Below are 15,080 nucleotides of genomic sequence, written 5' to 3'. Positions count from 1 at the left end.
CAAGGCTACCTTCCGGTGAGGTTCCAGGCGTCCTCGCTACCGCCCTCGTCGTCCCCGTCAAAGTAGTCGACCGCCTGTTCCCTGTTGTCCAGATCCTGCGCCACCAAGTCCACTCCGTAGTGGTTCGCGTTGGCGTTCTCCGCCAGGGCCGCCTCCACGGCCGTCGGGACGACGTCCTCGGCGGCCGCCTCGTCCCCGCGCATTGCGGCAAGCACAGCCGGCAGGTCATCGGGTTTGACCAGGACGTCGCGGGCCTTGGAACCCTCGGAGGGCCCCACGACGCCTCGGGATTCGAGCAGGTCCATCAGCCGGCCAGCCTTCGCGAAGCCCACTCGCAGCTTGCGCTGGAGCATCGAGGTGGACCCGAATTGCGTGGTGACAACCAGTTCCGTGGCCTGGAGCAGCAGCTCAAGATCGTCTCCGATGTCGTCTTCGATCTGCTTCTTCGGCGCCTCGACTGCAACGTCTGAGCGGTATTCGGCGGCGAGCTGGCCCTTGACGTGCTCGACGACGCGGTGGATCTCCGATTCGGTGACCCAGGCGCCCTGCACGCGCATTGGCTTGGACTGGCCCATGGGCAGGAAGAGCGCGTCACCCTGGCCCAGCAGCTTCTCCGCGCCGGGCTGATCAAGTACCACGCGGGAGTCGGTGACCGATGAGGTGGCGAAGGCCATGCGCGAGGGCACGTTGGCCTTGATCAGTCCGGTGACCACGTCCACGGAGGGACGCTGGGTGGCCAGTACCAGGTGGATGCCCGCGGCACGGGCGAGCTGGGTGATGCGCACGATCGAGTCCTCGACGTCGCGCGGGGCGACCATCATCAGGTCGGCGAGCTCATCGACGATGACCAGCAGGTACGGGTAGGTCTTCATGACCCGCTTGGAACCCTCGGGCGGAATGACCTTGCCGGCGCGGACTGCCTTGTTGAAGTCGTCCACGTGCTTGAAGCCGAAGTTGGCCAGGTCGTCGTAGCGGGTGTCCATCTCCTTCACCACCCACTGCAGCGCCTCGGCCGCCTTCTTCGGGTTGGTGATGATGGGGGTGATCAGGTGCGGGACACCCTCGTAGGCGGTGAGTTCCACGCGCTTGGGGTCGACCATGACCATGCGCACCTCGTCGGGCGTGGCGCGCATCAGGATCGAGGTGATCATCGAGTTCACGAACGAGGACTTGCCGGCACCGGTGGCACCGGCCACGAGCAGGTGAGGCATCTTGGCCAGGTTGGCCACGACGAAGCCGCCCTCGACGTCCTTGCCCACCCCCATGACCATCGGATGGTCGGTCTTGCGGGCGTTGTGGCTGCGCAACACATCGCCCAGGGCGACGATTTCCTTGTCGGCGTTCGGGATTTCGATGCCGATGGCGCTCTTGCCCGGGATCGGGGACAGGATGCGCACGTCGGAGGAGGCGACGGCGTAGGAGATGTTCTTCGCGAGAGCGGTGACTCGTTCGACCTTGGTGCCCGGGGAGAGTTCGATCTCGTACCGGGTGACCGTTGGCCCACGGCTGAAGCCGGTGACCTGCGCGTCGACATTGAATTGGTTCAGCGTGTCGGTCAGTGCAGCGACGATGGCGTCGTTTGCCTCGGAACGTTCCTTCGAGGGCGGGCCGGCGGGCAGGTAGTCGGACTGCGGCAGCGTGTAGGTCACGTCTCCGGAGAGCTGGAGCTGTTCGGTGCGCTGCGGGATCGGGGGCAGCGGGGTTTCGGGCATGCGTGGGGCAACGTTGGGGATCCTCGGCACCACCGTGGTGGCGTCGGGGTCCGGGATGACGGCCATGGCCTCGGTGGCAGGTTCGGCCTCCCCTCCCAGCCCGACGGCTGCCATGACCTCGGCCATGTCGCGTTCGGCCTTAGTGGGACGGCGCACGCCGGGGCGGATTGCCGGTTCCGCCGGCTCGATGTCTTCGGGCTCGTAGTCGGCCGCTTCGGCGTAGTCGTGGTCGCCGATCACGGCCGTGTCGTAGGCCTGGTCGCCGGTGTAGCCCAGTTCATCGAGCGCCGTGGTGGCGTCGGCGTCCTTGTCGCGGCCGAAGAGGCTCCGCTTGCGGCGTGGCTTCTTCACCGGGACCTCGGTGTCATAGAGGTAACTCTGGTCGTGCTCTCCCGTGACCGATCCGGCCGGCGCGTCCGAGCGCTGGCCCATAAGCCGCTCGTAGGCCTCGCGCAGTCGCGAACCGATGTGCCTGAACGGCGTTGCTGTGGTGATCATCAACGCCAGGAACAGCAGGCCGATCATCAGGATCAGCGTGCCCCAGTACTTCAGCAGAGCGGCAAACGGGGCGGTGACCAGGAAGCCGATCACGCCGCCGGCGTTCCAGAGCTCATCGAAGGGCGCGTTGATTGGAGGCATTCCGCCGGCGACGGCGGCTATGCCGGAACCGGCCACGGTACCCAGCGCCAGCCCGATGCCGATGCGGTTGTTGGCCCGGAAGTCCTCGGGCCAGCGGAAGAGCCTGATGGCTCCGAGCAGCAGGACGATCGGCAGCACGGTGGCCATGAAGCCGAACGTGCCGCCGGCGACCGAGTGCACGAAGCCGCCGTACCAGCCGATCCCGCGCAGCCCCCACCATTCGACGCTGGCGACGATCACGGCGATGATGACCAGGAAGAGCCCGGTCCCGTCGCGGCGGATCCCGTACTCCGGGTGCACGTCGTGCCCGATCTTCCGGAAGGCGCCACCGACGACCCGGGCGATGCCCATCCACGCTCCGCGCACCATGCGCAGCGGCAGCGGCACGTCGGGGATTTCGGGCACCACGGGCTTCTTTCCTCGGGGCGTGGAGGTGCCTGTGCCCTTGGATCGGGACGCTGAGGTGCCAGTCGTGGGACGTCCGGAGGACTTCGACTGGCCGGAGGAAGTTCGGGTGGCCATACCCGCTAGGTTACCGGAACGCGGCAACAGGCAGGTGGAGGCGCACGAAGAAGCCCGCCCTCCGGCGGGAGCCGGAAAGCGGGCGCCGGTCATGCCGTGGTGCGCCGGGTCAGACTTCCAGGACCACCGGGACGATCATCGGGCGGCGGCGCAACTTGCGTGCCACCCAGGCCCCGATCACGCGCCTGACTACTTGCTGGAGCTGGTGCGTGGTGTGTCCGGGATTGTTCCGCACCGCCTCGGCCAGGGCCTCGGCGATCTTCGGCTTGATCTCCTCGAACACCGAATCGTCCTCCGCCACGCCGCGGGCGTGGATGTCCGGTCCCGAGACGATGGTGCCGGTGCGTCGGTTGACGACGGAGATCACCGAGATGAAACCCTCCTCACCCAGGGTGACCCGGTCCTTGAGGTCGTCGTCGGTGATGGTGCCGACCTTATTGCCGTCGACATAGACGTAGCCGCAGTCGACCTGGCCGACGATGGACGCCGTCCCGGCCACGAGGTCGACGACATAGCCGTCCTCGGTGAGCAGCACGTTCTGCCGGGGCACTCCGGATTCGACGGCAAGCTTGCCGTTGGCGATCAGGTGCCGGGTTTCCCCATGCACCGGCATCACGTTGGCCGGCTTGAGGATGTTGTAGCAGTAGAGCAGTTCGCCCGCGGCAGCGTGGCCCGAGACGTGCACCTTGGCCATGCCCTTGTGGATCACCTCGGCGCCCATGCGCATCAGCCCGTTGATCACCCGGAAGACGGCGTTCTCATTGCCGGGAATCAGCGATGAGGCGAGGATCACTGTGTCCCCGGTGCCGATCTGAATCCGGTGGTCACCGGTGGCCATGCGCGAGAGCGCCGCCATCGGCTCGCCCTGCGAACCGGTGGACATCAGCACGACCTGTTCGTCGGGCAGCGCGTCGGCTTCCTTGATGTCGATCACCAAGCCCTCGGGAACCTTGAGATAGCCGAGTTTCGCCGCGATGCCCATGTTGCGCACCATCGAGCGGCCGATGAAAGCCACCTTGCGCCCATGCATCTGCGCCGCGTCGAGCACCTGCTGCACCCGGTGGATGTGCGAGGAGAAGGAGGCGACGATGATGCGCTTGTCGGCGTGGCCGAAGAGCCCCTGCAGCACCGGTCCGATTTCCTTTTCGGCCGTGGTGAAGCCGGGCACGTCGGCGTTCGTCGAGTCGGGCATGAACAGGTCCACGCCTTCCTCGCCGAGCCGGGCGAAGTGGCGCAGGTCGGTGATGCGCCCATCCAGCGGCAGCTGGTCCATCTTGAAGTCGCCGGTGTGCAGCACGGTGCCGGCCGCGGTTCTGATGAACACCGCCAGCGCGTCGGGGATGGAGTGGTTCACGGCGATGAATTCGAGTTCGAACGGGCCGATCTTCTCGACCTGTTCCTCCTTCACGGTGAGGGTGAAGGGCGTGATCCGGTGTTCGGCGAGCTTCGCCTCGACCAGTGCCAGGGTGAGCCGGGACCCGATCAGCGGGATGTCCTTCTTGAGCCGCAGCAAGTACGGGACGGCGCCGATGTGGTCCTCGTGGCCATGCGTGAGCACGACGCCGAGCACGTCGTCGAGGCGGTCCTTGATGTAGCTGAAGTCGGGCAGGATGACATCCACGCCGGGTTGGAACTCCTCCGGGAAGAGCACCCCGCAGTCGATGATCAACAGTTTCGAATCGATTTCGAAGACGGCCATGTTCCGGCCGATCTCCGCCAGGCCGCCAAGTGGCACGATGCGCAGCGTTCCGCGCTCAAGTGCCGGCGGCGGGCCCAGCAGCGAGGGCTCCGCGATGTCCACCGGAGTAACTCCCATGATGGCTACAGCCTTCCTAGAGGTCCCACCCGGCGGCGCGCAGGTCGGCGCGGACGGGCTCGAGTTCCGCTTCGGTCGGGGTGACCAGCGGCAGGCGGACGACGTTGTTGGTCAGCACGCCCTGCCAGTGCAGGACGGTCTTCGCGGCGACGGCGCCCTGGATGTGGGTCATCACGGCGCGCTGGATCGGGTCCAGCTCGAAGTGCAGCCGGCGGGCGGTGGCCAGGTCGCCGGCGTGCATCGCATCGACCATGGCGCGGTACTGGGCCGTGGCGACGTGGGCCGTTACCGAGACGACGCCGACGGCCCCCGCGGCCATCAGCGGCAGGGTCAGCCCGTCGTCGCCCGAGTAGACGTCCAGGTCGGTTTCGGCCAGCACGCGGGTGGTAGCCATGAAGTCGGCCTTCGCGTCCTTCAGCGCCACGATGTACTCGTTGGCCGAAAGCTCGATGATCGTCTCGGTGCTGATGGCGATGCCGGTACGTCCCGGGATGTCGTAGATCATGACCGGCAGCTTCGCTGCGTTAGCGATGGCCTCGAAGTGGGCCTTGACGCCGGCCTGCGAGGGCTTGTTGTAGTACGGGGTGACCAGCAGCAGTCCGTGCACGCCCAGCGCCGCTGCGCGGGTGGACAGCGAGATGGAGTGGCGGGTGTCGTTGGTGCCTGTGCCGGCGATGACCTTGGCACGGTCCCCGACGGCGTCGAGCACGGCGGAGAACATGCCGAGGTTTTCCTCGTCCGTGAGCGTGGAGGTCTCACCCGTGGTGCCGGTGACGACCAGGCCGTCGCAGCCGTCGTCGACGAGCTTGGTGGCCAGTGCGGCCGCGGCGACGTAGTCGACGTCGCCATTGTCCTTGAACGGGGTCACCATCGCGGTGAGGACCGTTCCAAACGTGTATTCGGTTCCGGAGGTGCTCAATGCAGAATCAGCCATGGGATCAAGGTTACCCGGTGGCGCGGCGGCTCCCGCATCGTGACCGGCCCGGCACCGACTCCCCGATACGCTGGATGGCATGAGATCACCCCTCCCGGAACCGACTTCCGTCCTGGGCCGAGATCCCGGTCCGCGGGCCCGGATCCCGGGCATCGACGTGGCCCGGGGCCTGGCCCTGCTGGGCATGGTCGCAGTGCACCTGCTGCCGTTGGAGAGCCCGGGGCCCGGCGGGGTGCCGGAACCCACTTGGGCCGCACTGTGGTTTGCTGGCAAGGCCTCCACTCTTTTCGCCGTGCTGGCGGGCACCGGTTTGGGGTTGCTGGCCGGGGGTGCGGTTCCACTTGCCCGGGCCCGGTTGGCGGTGGTTCGCCGCTCGGTTGCCGCGCGCGCGGGAATCATCGCCGTGCTGGGGCTGGGGCTGGCGGCGCTGGATGTTCCGGTGGCAATCATCCTGGCGCACTACGGTTTACTGTTCATCGTGACGCTGCCGTTCCTGGGCCTCGGAGCCCGGGCGCTGGCCCGCTGGGCCGTCGGCTGGCTGTTGCTTGCCCCGTGGCTACTGGCGGGCCTTGATACGCTGCTCTCCCCCGGCCGGTTGGACGGATCGCCGGGTTTCACCGACCTGGCCGACCCGGCGTCGTTTGCCGGGGACCTGCTGCTGGGTGGCTTCTATCCGGTGCTGTTGTGGACCGGGTTCATCTTGTTGGGCCTGTTCCTGGGCCGGCTCAGGCTGAACCGCCCGGCAACGGCGGTCCTGCTGCTGTGCTGCGGGACGGTGCTGGCAGCAGGTGCCCGGCTGGCTTCGGACCTGCTGCTCGGGCTTCCGGGTGCGTTGGGATCACTGGCCCGGGCCACCGACGGGGATCCGGCGGCGCTGCCAACCCATCTGCGCACCGGCCAGCATCTCGGTGGGGTGGGGAACAGCGAGTGGTTCCAAGCCATCGCCGCACCCCATTCCGGCTCACTGCTCGATGTGCTGCTGGTCGCCGGAACCGCCGTTGCCGTGCTGGGGGCCTGCCAGTTGCTGGCCATGGCCCTCTCCGCGACGGGCCGGGGCAGGGCCATGGTGCTGTTGTGGCCGCTGGCCGGTGCCGGATCGGCGACGCTAACCCTTTACTCGGCGCATCTGCTGGCGCTGCACCTGGTCCCCGTCGGGGAATCCGGGCTTTCAGCCACGACGCATTTCGCCATCTACGTCGCGGCAGCACTTGCCTTCGGGTTGCTGCTGCGGCTGCTGGGGCGCCGTGGACCGCTCGAGTCCGCGGTCCATGCCGTGGCGCGTTCCGCGGCTTCGGCACCCTCCGCCGTAAGCCAACGGGGCCGCCTCGACTGAGGCGACCCCGGGTGCCGGTGCTTCTTTTCCTGGCGCTTGGTGCGCTACTTGTCGCTGGATTTCAGGTAGAAACCGATCGCCGTGCGCATGGATTCACGGGCTCGCCGACGGTCACCGGACGCGTCATAGGCCAGGGCCAGGCGGTGCCAGGAACGCCAGGACTCCGGGTTGGCCTCGGCCTCTTCTTTGTACTGGACGAAGTCGGCATCGGCCGCAGCCTTCACGATGCGTCCCGACGGGGTGCGCTCAAGGTTGTCCTCGGGCAGCAGGCCCTCGGATTCCAGGATTTTGGCCATGTGCTGGGTGCGGGTGCCGAAAAGCACCTCGCGGATCAGAATCCAAACGGCGATGATCGGCAACACGAGTGCCGCGGCGCCGATGGCCTTCGCCATCGGCTCCTCAGCCTGCAGGAAGCGCAGCGAGGAGGAGAAGGAGGCGACGATGTAGAACACGAACAGGGCAATAATGGCCCCGACCCAGATCTTGGTTTTCATGATCGTTTAGCGTCCCAACTCGAGGTAGCCGTCAAGGCCGTAGGTCAACCCGGGGCGCGATGCCACGGTGCGCAAACCCAGCAGGACGCCGGGCATGAAGGAGGCGCGGTCGTAGGAGTCATGTCGCAACGTGAGCTGTTCACCCGGCCCGCCGAGCAGGACCTCCTGGTGGGCAACCAAGCCGCGCAGGCGCACCGAGTGCACGTGGATGCCATCGACCACGGCGCCACGGGCTCCCTCGAGCTGGGTTTCGGTGGCGTCGGGGCTCGGCGCCACGCCGGCCGCGGCGCGTTGCGCTGCTATCAGTTCGGCGGTGCGCACGGCTGTGCCGGAGGGGGCGTCAACCTTGTTGGGATGGTGCAGCTCGATGATCTCCACCGATTCGAAGTAGCGTGCAGCCGAGGCGGCGAAGGCGCTGGCCAGCACCGAGCCCAGTGCGAAGTTTGGCGCGATGAGCACCCCGGTGCCTTGATGGGCGGCAAGAAGCGCCCCCAGCGAATCGCGCTTGGCATCGTCCCACCCGGTGGTTCCGACCACTGCGTGCAGCCCGTGCTCGACGGCAAAACGGACGTTTGCCTCGGTGCTGGCCGGAATGCTCAGGTCCACCACGTGCGTGGCGCCCGCCTCGAGGATCGCCTCGAGGCTGTCGCCGCGACCCAGCGCCGCGACCAGTTCCATGTCGGTGGCGGCGGAGACGGCCTTGACGGCTTCGGCTCCCATTCGTCCGGACGCGCCGATGACGGCGACTTTCAGTGGTGCACTCATGGTTCCTAGGATATCGGGATCAGGCGCTCCCCACCCATTCGGTGTCGCCGTCGGCGAAGAACTGCTCCTTCCAGACCGGAATCCCGTGCTTGACGGTTTCGACCAGGTCGCGGCAGGCGTCGAACGCCTCGCCCCGGTGGGAGCTGGCCGCCGCCGCAATCAACGCGCTGTCGCCGATGGCGAGCTCGCCGATCCGGTGGGCCACCCACAGCCGGGTGCCGGGGTGGCGGGAGGCTACCTGTTCGGCCAGCTCACGCATCGTGGCATTCGCCGTGGGATGGGCGGTGTAGGTCAGCCGGGTGACGTCGCGCCCCCCATCGTGGTTGCGCACCACACCCCCGAAGGTCACGACCGCACCGGTGGTGTCCGTCTCCACCGCGGTCCAGGCCGTGTCGGCGTCGATGGGCACGCTGCTGACTGCCGCGTGGACGATGGTTGCCGGGTTCTGATCAGTGGCCATGTCCACCCTCCAACTGGTCGCACAGGTGCGTGATGATGGGGTCCAGCACGCCCAGGGCGTCCATGACCCCGCCCGGGGAGCCGGGCAGGTTGATGACAAAGGTCTTACCGACGGTACCCGCATGTCCGCGCGAGAGCGCCGCCATCGGGGTCTTGGCGGCACCGGCGGCACGGATTGCCTCCATGATGCCGGGGATCTCGCGTTCGAGCAGGACCCGCGTTTCCTCCGGTGTCACGTCGTCGTGGCTGAGCCCCGTTCCCCCGCTGGTGATGATCATGGCCGGGGCACCGAGCAGCATGCCGCGCAGGGTGGACCCCACGGCGGGTCCGTCGGGGACGACCACCGAGGAGGCCACCTCGAAGCCGTGCTCGTTCAGCCAGTCGGTGATCACCGGCGCGCTGGCGTCCTGGTAGATGCCGGTGGCGGCACGAGTCGAGGCAATCAGGATGCAGGCGCGGCGCGGCGCGGCGCCGGGTTCGCAGGCGCTCACCGATTTTCCCCTTCGGTCGATGGTTCAATGGACCAGTCACCGGATTTGCCCCCGGATTTCGCCAGGACCAGGATGCCTCCGATGGAGGCGTGCTTGTCCACTGCCTTGAGCATGTCGTACAGCGTCAGCGCGGCGATGCTGGCGGCGCTGAGCGCCTCCATTTCGACGCCGGTGACGCCACGGGTCTTCACCGTGGCGAGGATGCGCACCGTACCGGCCACGGCATCGGGCTCGAAGTCGATGGTGACCTTGGAAATCGGCAGCGGGTGGCACAACGGGATCAATTCGGGAGTCTTCTTAGCACCCATGATCCCCGCGACCCGGGCCACGGCCAGCGCGTCCCCCTTGGGCAGGGTTCCGTCGGTGATCAAACCAATAATTTCCGGTCGCGTGCGCAGCACGGCCTGGGCCGTGGCCTGGCGGCTGGTTTCGGTTTTGGCCGAGACATCGACCATGTGGGCGCTGCCGTCCTCGCGGACGTGGGAGAGCGCCGGGGCTCCGGGATCTTGCACGTTCATGCGGCATCTCCGATCAAGAGAACGTCGATCATTTCCCCGGGCGCCACGGAGGTGGTGTGCGCGGGGATCCGGATCAGGGCATTGGATTGGGCCAGGGACCCGAGCAAGTGGGAACTTTCACCGCCGGTCAGCGACACGGCATCGGCAACGAGCGTGGCCCGGCGGTATTGTTCGCGGCCGTGCGGGGAGGCGAGCCCCGAAGCCAGCGGGAGGGACAGCATGCGGCGGGCTGGCAGGCCCAGATATGCGCAGCAGGCCGGGCGCAGGAACACTTCCCAGCTGACGTAGCTGCTGACCGGGTTGCCGGGGAACGCGAGCAGGGGCACTTCAGCGGTTCCGGGCAGCGCGAGCAGGCCGGCCCCCTGCGGGCCGCCGGGCTGCATCGCCACCGAACCGAATTCCACGCCATGGGCGGCAAGTGCCAGCTTGACCACCTCGAAGGCGCCTTGGCTGATGCCGCCGCTGGTCAGGACCAGATCGGGGGTCCCCCGGCGTTCCGCCGACGCTTGCCCTGCCCCGGCGAGCCGCCGAGCCAGCGCTTCGGTGAATGACCGGGCATCATCGATGGCGATGTCGGTACCCTCCACGTCCCAGCCGGCCTCCAGCAGTGCGGCGGAAAGCATGGTGGTGTTGGCATCATGGATCTGCCCGGGGGCAAGGTCCGCTCCGGGGGCCGCCAGTTCATCACCGGTGGACAGCAGCAGCGCGCGGGGACGGACCCGTACGGTGACAGATTCGATGCCCAGTCCCGCCAGCAGGCCCAGTTGCGCCGGGCCCAGCCGGGTTCCGGCAGGAAGCAGCGGCTGCCCGGTCAGCACGTCGCTGCCACGGGTCCGGATGTAGCTGCCGGGGGCAACCACGGCCGGGAGCAACACGGTGGTTCCCGGCACGTAGGGCTGCCGGTCGCCGACGAAACCGGGGAAGGCCGACGGCTCGGCGGCCTCGATCGGGACCACGGCGTCGGCACCCTCGGGTATCGGCGCCCCGGTCATGATCGGTGCCGCCTGTCCGGATTCGAGCGGCTCGGGCATGCTGCCAGCGGCGATCGGCCGCCCTACCCCGAGCGGCAGGCCGGCTGCCAGGTCCGCCGTCCTGACCGCGTAGCCGTCCATCTGCGAGTTATCGAACGGGGGGAGCTGGCGCGGTGCGACAACGTCGGCGTCCAGGGTGCGGTGCAGTGCCCGGCTTAGCATGAGCGTTTCGCTCCCGAGCCCGGTCAGGACCGGCTCCAACAACGCCGAAACTGCCTCTTGATGTTCGGCGACTGTTCGCCGGAAACTGGGGGTCATGATTCCCATCCTAAAGCCGGGGTCCCGTCGGGGCGGGAATCGGTTGGTTTCAGGAGCGGCGGCCGAAGATCCGCTGCACCCCGGCTCCGGCCGCGATGAGCACCAGCAGGTAGAGCCCGACGAGCATGATCGAGATGCCGACGGCGGACGATGGAGCGTTTGAATTCAGCGCCAATTCGATCTGCAGCGGCAGGGTCCTGGTTTCTCCGGCTACCGAACCGGCGAACGTGATCGTGGCACCGTATTCGCCCAGCGAACGGGCGAACGCCAGCAGCGTTCCCACGATGATGCCCGGTGCCGCTAGCGGAAGTGTGATGTAGCGGACGATCTGCGCCGCATTGGCCCCGGCATTGGCCGCCGAGAGCTCGAGGTTGGCATCCACCGATTCGATGCTGCTCAGCGCCGCGACCACGAAAAAGGGCAATGACACGAACACCTGCACGAGCACGACGGCCGCTGGGCTGAACCCGACGCCCCAGCCCATGGATTCCAGCCAACCACCCAGCGTGCCTCGCCGGCCCCAGAAATACAGCAGGGCCAGGCCCGAGACCACGGGAGAGAGCACCAGCGGTATCAGCAGCACTCCGCGCATCAATTGCAGCAGCGGTCCGTGCAGCCGCGAGAGCAACACCGACAGCGGTATTCCCAGTGCCAGGCAGAGCCCGGTGGACACGGTGGAGGTCCGCAGTGAGAGCCACAGCGCCTCGCGGGTGCTCGGGTCTGTCAGCTGCCCGCCCAGCCGCCCCCAGTCGGCTGCCGCACCCAGGGCGATCAGCGGTCCGGCGAGGAAAGCCAGAGCCAGCAGCGACGGAACCCACAGCCACCCGGGAGTGGTGGCCCTCCTCAGCCGCGGGGAGAAATGTTCGCGGCCGGTCACGGCCGCTCGAAGCCGGCCTGCTCGAACAGGGCCCCGGCGCTGTCTCCCTCAAGCCAGTGCGCGAACTCCATGGCACCGGCCGGAGCGGTCTTGGCGACCAGCAGCGGGTAGACGTTCGGTGCCAGTCCGTCCAGCATAATCGCCTTCACCTTGTCCCCCGCGGCCGCGGCATCCGTGGCATAGACGAAACCGGCATCGACCTGTCCGGAGGTGAGCTTGGTGAGCACCGCACGGACGTTGTCCTCCTCGCTGGATCTGGCCAGTTTCAGTCCCCTGGATTCCAGGTAGCTGTTTGCCGCACGGCCACACGGGACGCTCGGCGCACACAGCGCCACCGTGGCGTCCGCGGGCAGTTCGGCCGCGGAGTCAACGGAGGAGGTTGCGGGGACAGCAAGAACCAGCTTGTTGGTAGCGACGTCGCCCATCCGGTCGAACTCATCCAAGTGATCCAGGCCGTCGATGGCCGGGGTATCGGCAGTGACCAGCACGTCCGGTGCCTTGTCTGCGTTCGCCTGCTGGACCAGCTGCGCCGAGGAACCGATGTTCAACACGATCTTGTCCTTGCTGCCGGTTTCGGTGCCATAGGCGGAGATCAGCTCCGGGCCCAGGTCGGTCAGCGACGCGGCGGCAGAAAAGGTCACGGTGGCGCCGCCGGTGTCGTTGCCGGCAGCCGAGCTCTGGCAGCCGGTCACGAGCACGAGGCCCACGAGCAGCGGAACCGCTACAGCGATGCACTGGCGGGTCCGGAGAGCGGTTGCGCCCTTCTTTGAAATCATGGTTTTCCTGTCTCGACCATTACGTTTGTTGACTTGATGACGGCTGTGGCAACGGCTCCCGGTTTCAGGTCCAGCGCCCTGACGGCTTCGCTACTCATTAGCGACACGACGCGGAACGGCCCGCATTGAAGCTCCACCTGGGCCATGACCTTGTCCATGATGACCTCCGTGACCAGCCCGACGAAGCGGTTGCGAGCGGAACTGGCTACCCGTGCGGGGTCTTCCGGAGTGCTGGCAGCACGGCGTAGTTCGGCGGCAAGCTCGCTGCCGTCAATCACGGCTCGCCCGGACGAGTCGGACAGGGAACTCAGCGTCCCGGACTCAACCATCCTGCGGACCGTATCGTCACTGACACCCAGAAAGCGGGCCGCCTCAGAAATCCTCAATTGCGTCATGTAAACACGGTATATACACGCAGATGAGATGTCACGCCTGATTTGTTTCATGAAGCGCTATTCCCGCCATCCACTCCTGCGGCCGACCAGGCAAGCGGGGAGGCCATCACTCTGCCCGCGGTGGCCTACCCTTAACAAATGGGACCTACCACAGCACCAACCACCCCGGCCGCGCGCGCGCCGATCAGCCTCGGCATCCCCACCTTCCTGGCACCCGCCCCGGCCGACTCCCCCGGGCTGGGCGATAAGTTCGGCCGGCAGGCCACCGATCTGCGCATCTCCCTGATCGACAAGTGCAACCTCCGCTGCACCTATTGCATGCCAGCCGATGGTCTTGCCTGGCTGCCCAAGTCGAAGCTGCTCACTCTGGAGGAGGTCACGAGGATCGTGCGCATCGGCGTGCGCGACCTCGGCATCCGCGAATTGCGCCTCACCGGCGGGGAACCACTGGTGCGCGTCGACCTGGCCCAGATCATCGCTGCAGTCCGGGCCGAACACCCTGACCTGCCCATCTCGCTGACCACCAACGGCGTGGGACTGGCTAAAAAGGCAGCGGCCCTCGCCGAGGCCGGCCTCAGCCGCATCAATGTTTCCCTCGATACGCTGCATGCCGAAACCTTCGCCACGCTGACCCGCCGCAACCACATCGATTCGGTCTTCGAGGGTATCGATGCGGCACTGGCCGCCGGTCTGGCCCCGGTCAAGATCAATGCGGTGCTGATGCGCGGGATCAACGACGTGCAGGCGCCCGAGCTCCTCGCCTGGGCGCTGGAACGCGGCCTGGAGCTGCGCTTCATCGAACAGATGCCGTTGGACGCCGACCACACCTGGCGCAAGGACAACATGGTCACCGCCGCCCAGTTGCGCGGCTACCTGGAAACCCGCTTCCTGCTCAGCCCGGATACGCGCCCGCGCGATGGGGCCCCGGCCGAACGCTTCATGGTCTCCACCCCTGATGATCCGCAGGTGATCCTCGGCGCGGTGGGGATCATCGCCTCGGTCTCAGAACCGTTCTGCTCCGACTGCCGCCGCACTCGCATCACGGCGGAAGGCAAGGTCATGAGCTGCCTCTTCTCCCGCGAGGAAACGGACCTGAGCGCGCTGCTGCGCGACGGTTCTGACGACACGGCCGTCGGCGAACGCTGGCGCGCCGCCATGTGGGGCAAGCCCCGGGCCCACGGCATGGACCACGTGGGGCTGGGTTCCAAGGATTTCGTACAATCGGACCGCTCCATGAGCGCCATCGGAGGATAAGTGCAGATCAGGTATTTCGCGGCGGCAGCCGCAGCAGCAGGACGTCAGGAGGAGGAACTCGGGCTCTCCACACTGGGCTTGGAGCACCCGACTCTGGCCGACGTACTCGTGCACCTCGCCGAGGAACTCCATCCGGAAACCCCGGCACAGCCGCTGGCACCGGGCTCCACACTGGTGCGCAAGGCGCCCTCACTGGCCGGCGTGCTGCGCCGCTCCAGCTTCCTGGTCAACCAGGTCTCCGAACAGGACCACTCCCGAGTGCTGCACGACTCCGACGTGCTCGACGTCCTGCCGCCGTTCGCCGGCGGATAACCCTCCCGGACGCCGAGGTCAGGACATCGGGTCGAACCCGAACTTCCGGACCTCCTGCGCGCAGCGGCAGGCGGCCGCGATCTACGCGGCCCAGCCCAGCGCCTCCGGTCGGGTTGCCACCTCCAAGACGGTGAAGCCGCCGCTGAGCTCCCTGTGCTGCGGGTACGCGCCCGGAGCGGCTGACCCATCACCCGCTACCAGGACGGGTGCTGCGTCCTCGTCCAGCCCGCCGCCGAAGTCGTACACGCCGGCGTCCTTGGCCTCCTGGATGACGGCATGCGACGCGTCCGAAACCGCGGGAAGCTCCTCGGCCGAGACGTCCATCGCACTGCCGGGGAATGAAATCAGGTATTTGGCCATGCGCTTGCTCCTTGTTCCTTGTTCCTTGTTTCGATGACTGCATCCGACCCGGGGCCCACGATCTCCGTCGATCATCGCGCTGGAATCCTATGCCCCGCAGCGCTCGGAAACCAGCCGCCGCGGAGGGGTTTACG

The 15,080-nt window shown here is 67.4% G+C and carries 15 protein-coding genes and 1 pseudogene; 3 read left to right on the top strand and 13 right to left on the bottom strand.

The window, feature by feature from the left end; translation table 11 throughout:
• Positions 1-5: 5 nt before the first annotated feature.
• The 3 genes from E9229_RS11575 to dapA form a co-directional block, all read right to left on the bottom strand.
• A complete protein-coding gene (locus E9229_RS11575) occupies positions 6-2,873 on the bottom strand; it encodes an FtsK/SpoIIIE family DNA translocase (RefSeq protein WP_183511384.1) in 2,868 nt (955 codons plus the stop codon).
• Between the two features lie 109 nt (positions 2,874-2,982).
• Positions 2,983-4,689: a ribonuclease J gene (locus tag E9229_RS11570; RefSeq protein ID WP_183511382.1), complete on the bottom strand. Its 1,707-nt coding sequence runs from the start codon at positions 4,687-4,689 to the stop codon at positions 2,983-2,985.
• Between the two features lie 16 nt (positions 4,690-4,705).
• The gene (gene dapA / locus E9229_RS11565; RefSeq protein WP_183511381.1) at positions 4,706-5,623 is read right to left on the bottom strand and encodes a 4-hydroxy-tetrahydrodipicolinate synthase; all 918 of its coding nucleotides are present in this window, start codon (positions 5,621-5,623) and stop codon (positions 4,706-4,708) included.
• Between the two features lie 79 nt (positions 5,624-5,702).
• On the opposite strand from dapA, the gene E9229_RS11560 reads away from it, so the two are divergent.
• A complete protein-coding gene (locus tag E9229_RS11560; protein ID WP_183511380.1) occupies positions 5,703-6,956 on the top strand; it encodes a heparan-alpha-glucosaminide N-acetyltransferase domain-containing protein in 1,254 nt (417 codons plus the stop codon).
• Between the two features lie 44 nt (positions 6,957-7,000).
• On the opposite strand, the gene E9229_RS11555 is transcribed toward E9229_RS11560, so the two are convergent.
• The 9 genes from E9229_RS11555 to E9229_RS11515 are packed head-to-tail and all read right to left on the bottom strand — an operon-like array spanning position 7,001 to position 13,020.
• Positions 7,001-7,450, bottom strand: a complete 450-nt coding sequence (locus E9229_RS11555; RefSeq protein ID WP_183511377.1) for a hypothetical protein — start codon at positions 7,448-7,450, stop codon at positions 7,001-7,003.
• A gap of 6 nt (positions 7,451-7,456) precedes the next feature.
• A complete protein-coding gene (gene dapB / locus E9229_RS11550; RefSeq protein WP_183511375.1) occupies positions 7,457-8,215 on the bottom strand; it encodes a 4-hydroxy-tetrahydrodipicolinate reductase in 759 nt (252 codons plus the stop codon).
• Between the two features lie 19 nt (positions 8,216-8,234).
• Complete coding sequence (locus tag E9229_RS11545) at positions 8,235-8,675, bottom strand: molybdenum cofactor biosynthesis protein MoaE (protein ID WP_183511373.1); 441 nt, start codon at positions 8,673-8,675, stop codon at positions 8,235-8,237.
• Positions 8,665-9,165 (bottom strand): MogA/MoaB family molybdenum cofactor biosynthesis protein, encoded by a 501-nt coding sequence (locus E9229_RS11540; protein WP_183511371.1) that lies wholly within the window; start codon positions 9,163-9,165, stop codon positions 8,665-8,667. Before E9229_RS11540 ends, E9229_RS11545 begins: the two co-directional genes overlap by 11 nt.
• Complete coding sequence (gene moaC / locus E9229_RS11535; RefSeq protein ID WP_183511369.1) at positions 9,162-9,683, bottom strand: cyclic pyranopterin monophosphate synthase MoaC; 522 nt, start codon at positions 9,681-9,683, stop codon at positions 9,162-9,164. Before moaC ends, E9229_RS11540 begins: the two co-directional genes overlap by 4 nt.
• Entirely contained in the window at positions 9,680-10,972 is a 1,293-nt protein-coding gene (locus E9229_RS11530) for a molybdopterin molybdotransferase MoeA (protein WP_183511366.1), read from the bottom strand. The genes moaC and E9229_RS11530 overlap by 4 nt, the downstream gene beginning before the upstream one ends.
• 49 nt (positions 10,973-11,021) lie before the next feature.
• Complete coding sequence (locus E9229_RS11525) at positions 11,022-11,849, bottom strand: ABC transporter permease (RefSeq protein WP_312855675.1); 828 nt, start codon at positions 11,847-11,849, stop codon at positions 11,022-11,024.
• Positions 11,846-12,625, bottom strand: a complete 780-nt coding sequence (modA, locus tag E9229_RS11520) for a molybdate ABC transporter substrate-binding protein (RefSeq protein ID WP_183511364.1) — start codon at positions 12,623-12,625, stop codon at positions 11,846-11,848. The genes E9229_RS11525 and modA overlap by 4 nt, the downstream gene beginning before the upstream one ends.
• Positions 12,622-13,020 (bottom strand): TOBE domain-containing protein, encoded by a 399-nt coding sequence (locus E9229_RS11515; RefSeq protein ID WP_183511363.1) that lies wholly within the window; start codon positions 13,018-13,020, stop codon positions 12,622-12,624. Before E9229_RS11515 ends, modA begins: the two co-directional genes overlap by 4 nt.
• Before the next feature lie 138 nt (positions 13,021-13,158).
• Between E9229_RS11515 and moaA the strand changes: the two genes are divergently transcribed.
• Both moaA and E9229_RS11505 read left to right on the top strand, forming a co-directional pair.
• Positions 13,159-14,274 carry a GTP 3',8-cyclase MoaA gene (gene moaA, locus E9229_RS11510; RefSeq protein ID WP_183511361.1) on the top strand — a complete coding sequence of 372 codons (1,116 nt, stop codon included), beginning with the start codon at positions 13,159-13,161 and terminating at the stop codon, positions 14,272-14,274.
• Positions 14,275-14,586 (top strand): MoaD/ThiS family protein, encoded by a 312-nt coding sequence (locus E9229_RS11505; protein WP_183511359.1) that lies wholly within the window; start codon positions 14,275-14,277, stop codon positions 14,584-14,586.
• An 18-nt stretch (positions 14,587-14,604) separates the two neighbouring features.
• Here the strand turns inward: E9229_RS11505 and E9229_RS11500 are convergent.
• A pseudogene (locus tag E9229_RS11500) lies at positions 14,605-14,946 on the bottom strand (YciI family protein).
• Between the last annotated feature and the right edge of the window lie 134 nt (positions 14,947-15,080).

The sequence above is a fragment of the Paeniglutamicibacter cryotolerans genome, from assembly GCF_014190875.1.
GTDB classification, from domain to species: domain Bacteria; phylum Actinomycetota; class Actinomycetes; order Actinomycetales; family Micrococcaceae; genus Paeniglutamicibacter; species Paeniglutamicibacter cryotolerans.
Note: the sequence above shows the minus strand (reverse complement) of the source record. Positions and strands in the feature narration are given on the sequence as shown.

Coding starts and splice junctions, on each gene's coding strand:
- modA (WP_183511364.1), bottom strand. CDS start 12,625: ATGATTTCAAAGAAGGGCGCAACCGCTCTCCGGACCCGCCAGTGCATC.
- E9229_RS11545 (WP_183511373.1), bottom strand. CDS start 8,675: ATGGCCACTGATCAGAACCCGGCAACCATCGTCCACGCGGCAGTCAGC.
- E9229_RS11570 (WP_183511382.1), bottom strand. CDS start 4,689: ATGGGAGTTACTCCGGTGGACATCGCGGAGCCCTCGCTGCTGGGCCCG.
- E9229_RS11560 (WP_183511380.1), top strand. CDS start 5,703: ATGAGATCACCCCTCCCGGAACCGACTTCCGTCCTGGGCCGAGATCCC.
- E9229_RS11515 (WP_183511363.1), bottom strand. CDS start 13,020: ATGACGCAATTGAGGATTTCTGAGGCGGCCCGCTTTCTGGGTGTCAGT.
- moaA (WP_183511361.1), top strand. CDS start 13,159: ATGGGACCTACCACAGCACCAACCACCCCGGCCGCGCGCGCGCCGATC.
- E9229_RS11530 (WP_183511366.1), bottom strand. CDS start 10,972: ATGACCCCCAGTTTCCGGCGAACAGTCGCCGAACATCAAGAGGCAGTT.
- E9229_RS11575 (WP_183511384.1), bottom strand. CDS start 2,873: ATGGCCACCCGAACTTCCTCCGGCCAGTCGAAGTCCTCCGGACGTCCC.
- E9229_RS11555 (WP_183511377.1), bottom strand. CDS start 7,450: ATGAAAACCAAGATCTGGGTCGGGGCCATTATTGCCCTGTTCGTGTTC.
- dapA (WP_183511381.1), bottom strand. CDS start 5,623: ATGGCTGATTCTGCATTGAGCACCTCCGGAACCGAATACACGTTTGGA.
- moaC (WP_183511369.1), bottom strand. CDS start 9,683: ATGAACGTGCAAGATCCCGGAGCCCCGGCGCTCTCCCACGTCCGCGAG.
- dapB (WP_183511375.1), bottom strand. CDS start 8,215: ATGAGTGCACCACTGAAAGTCGCCGTCATCGGCGCGTCCGGACGAATG.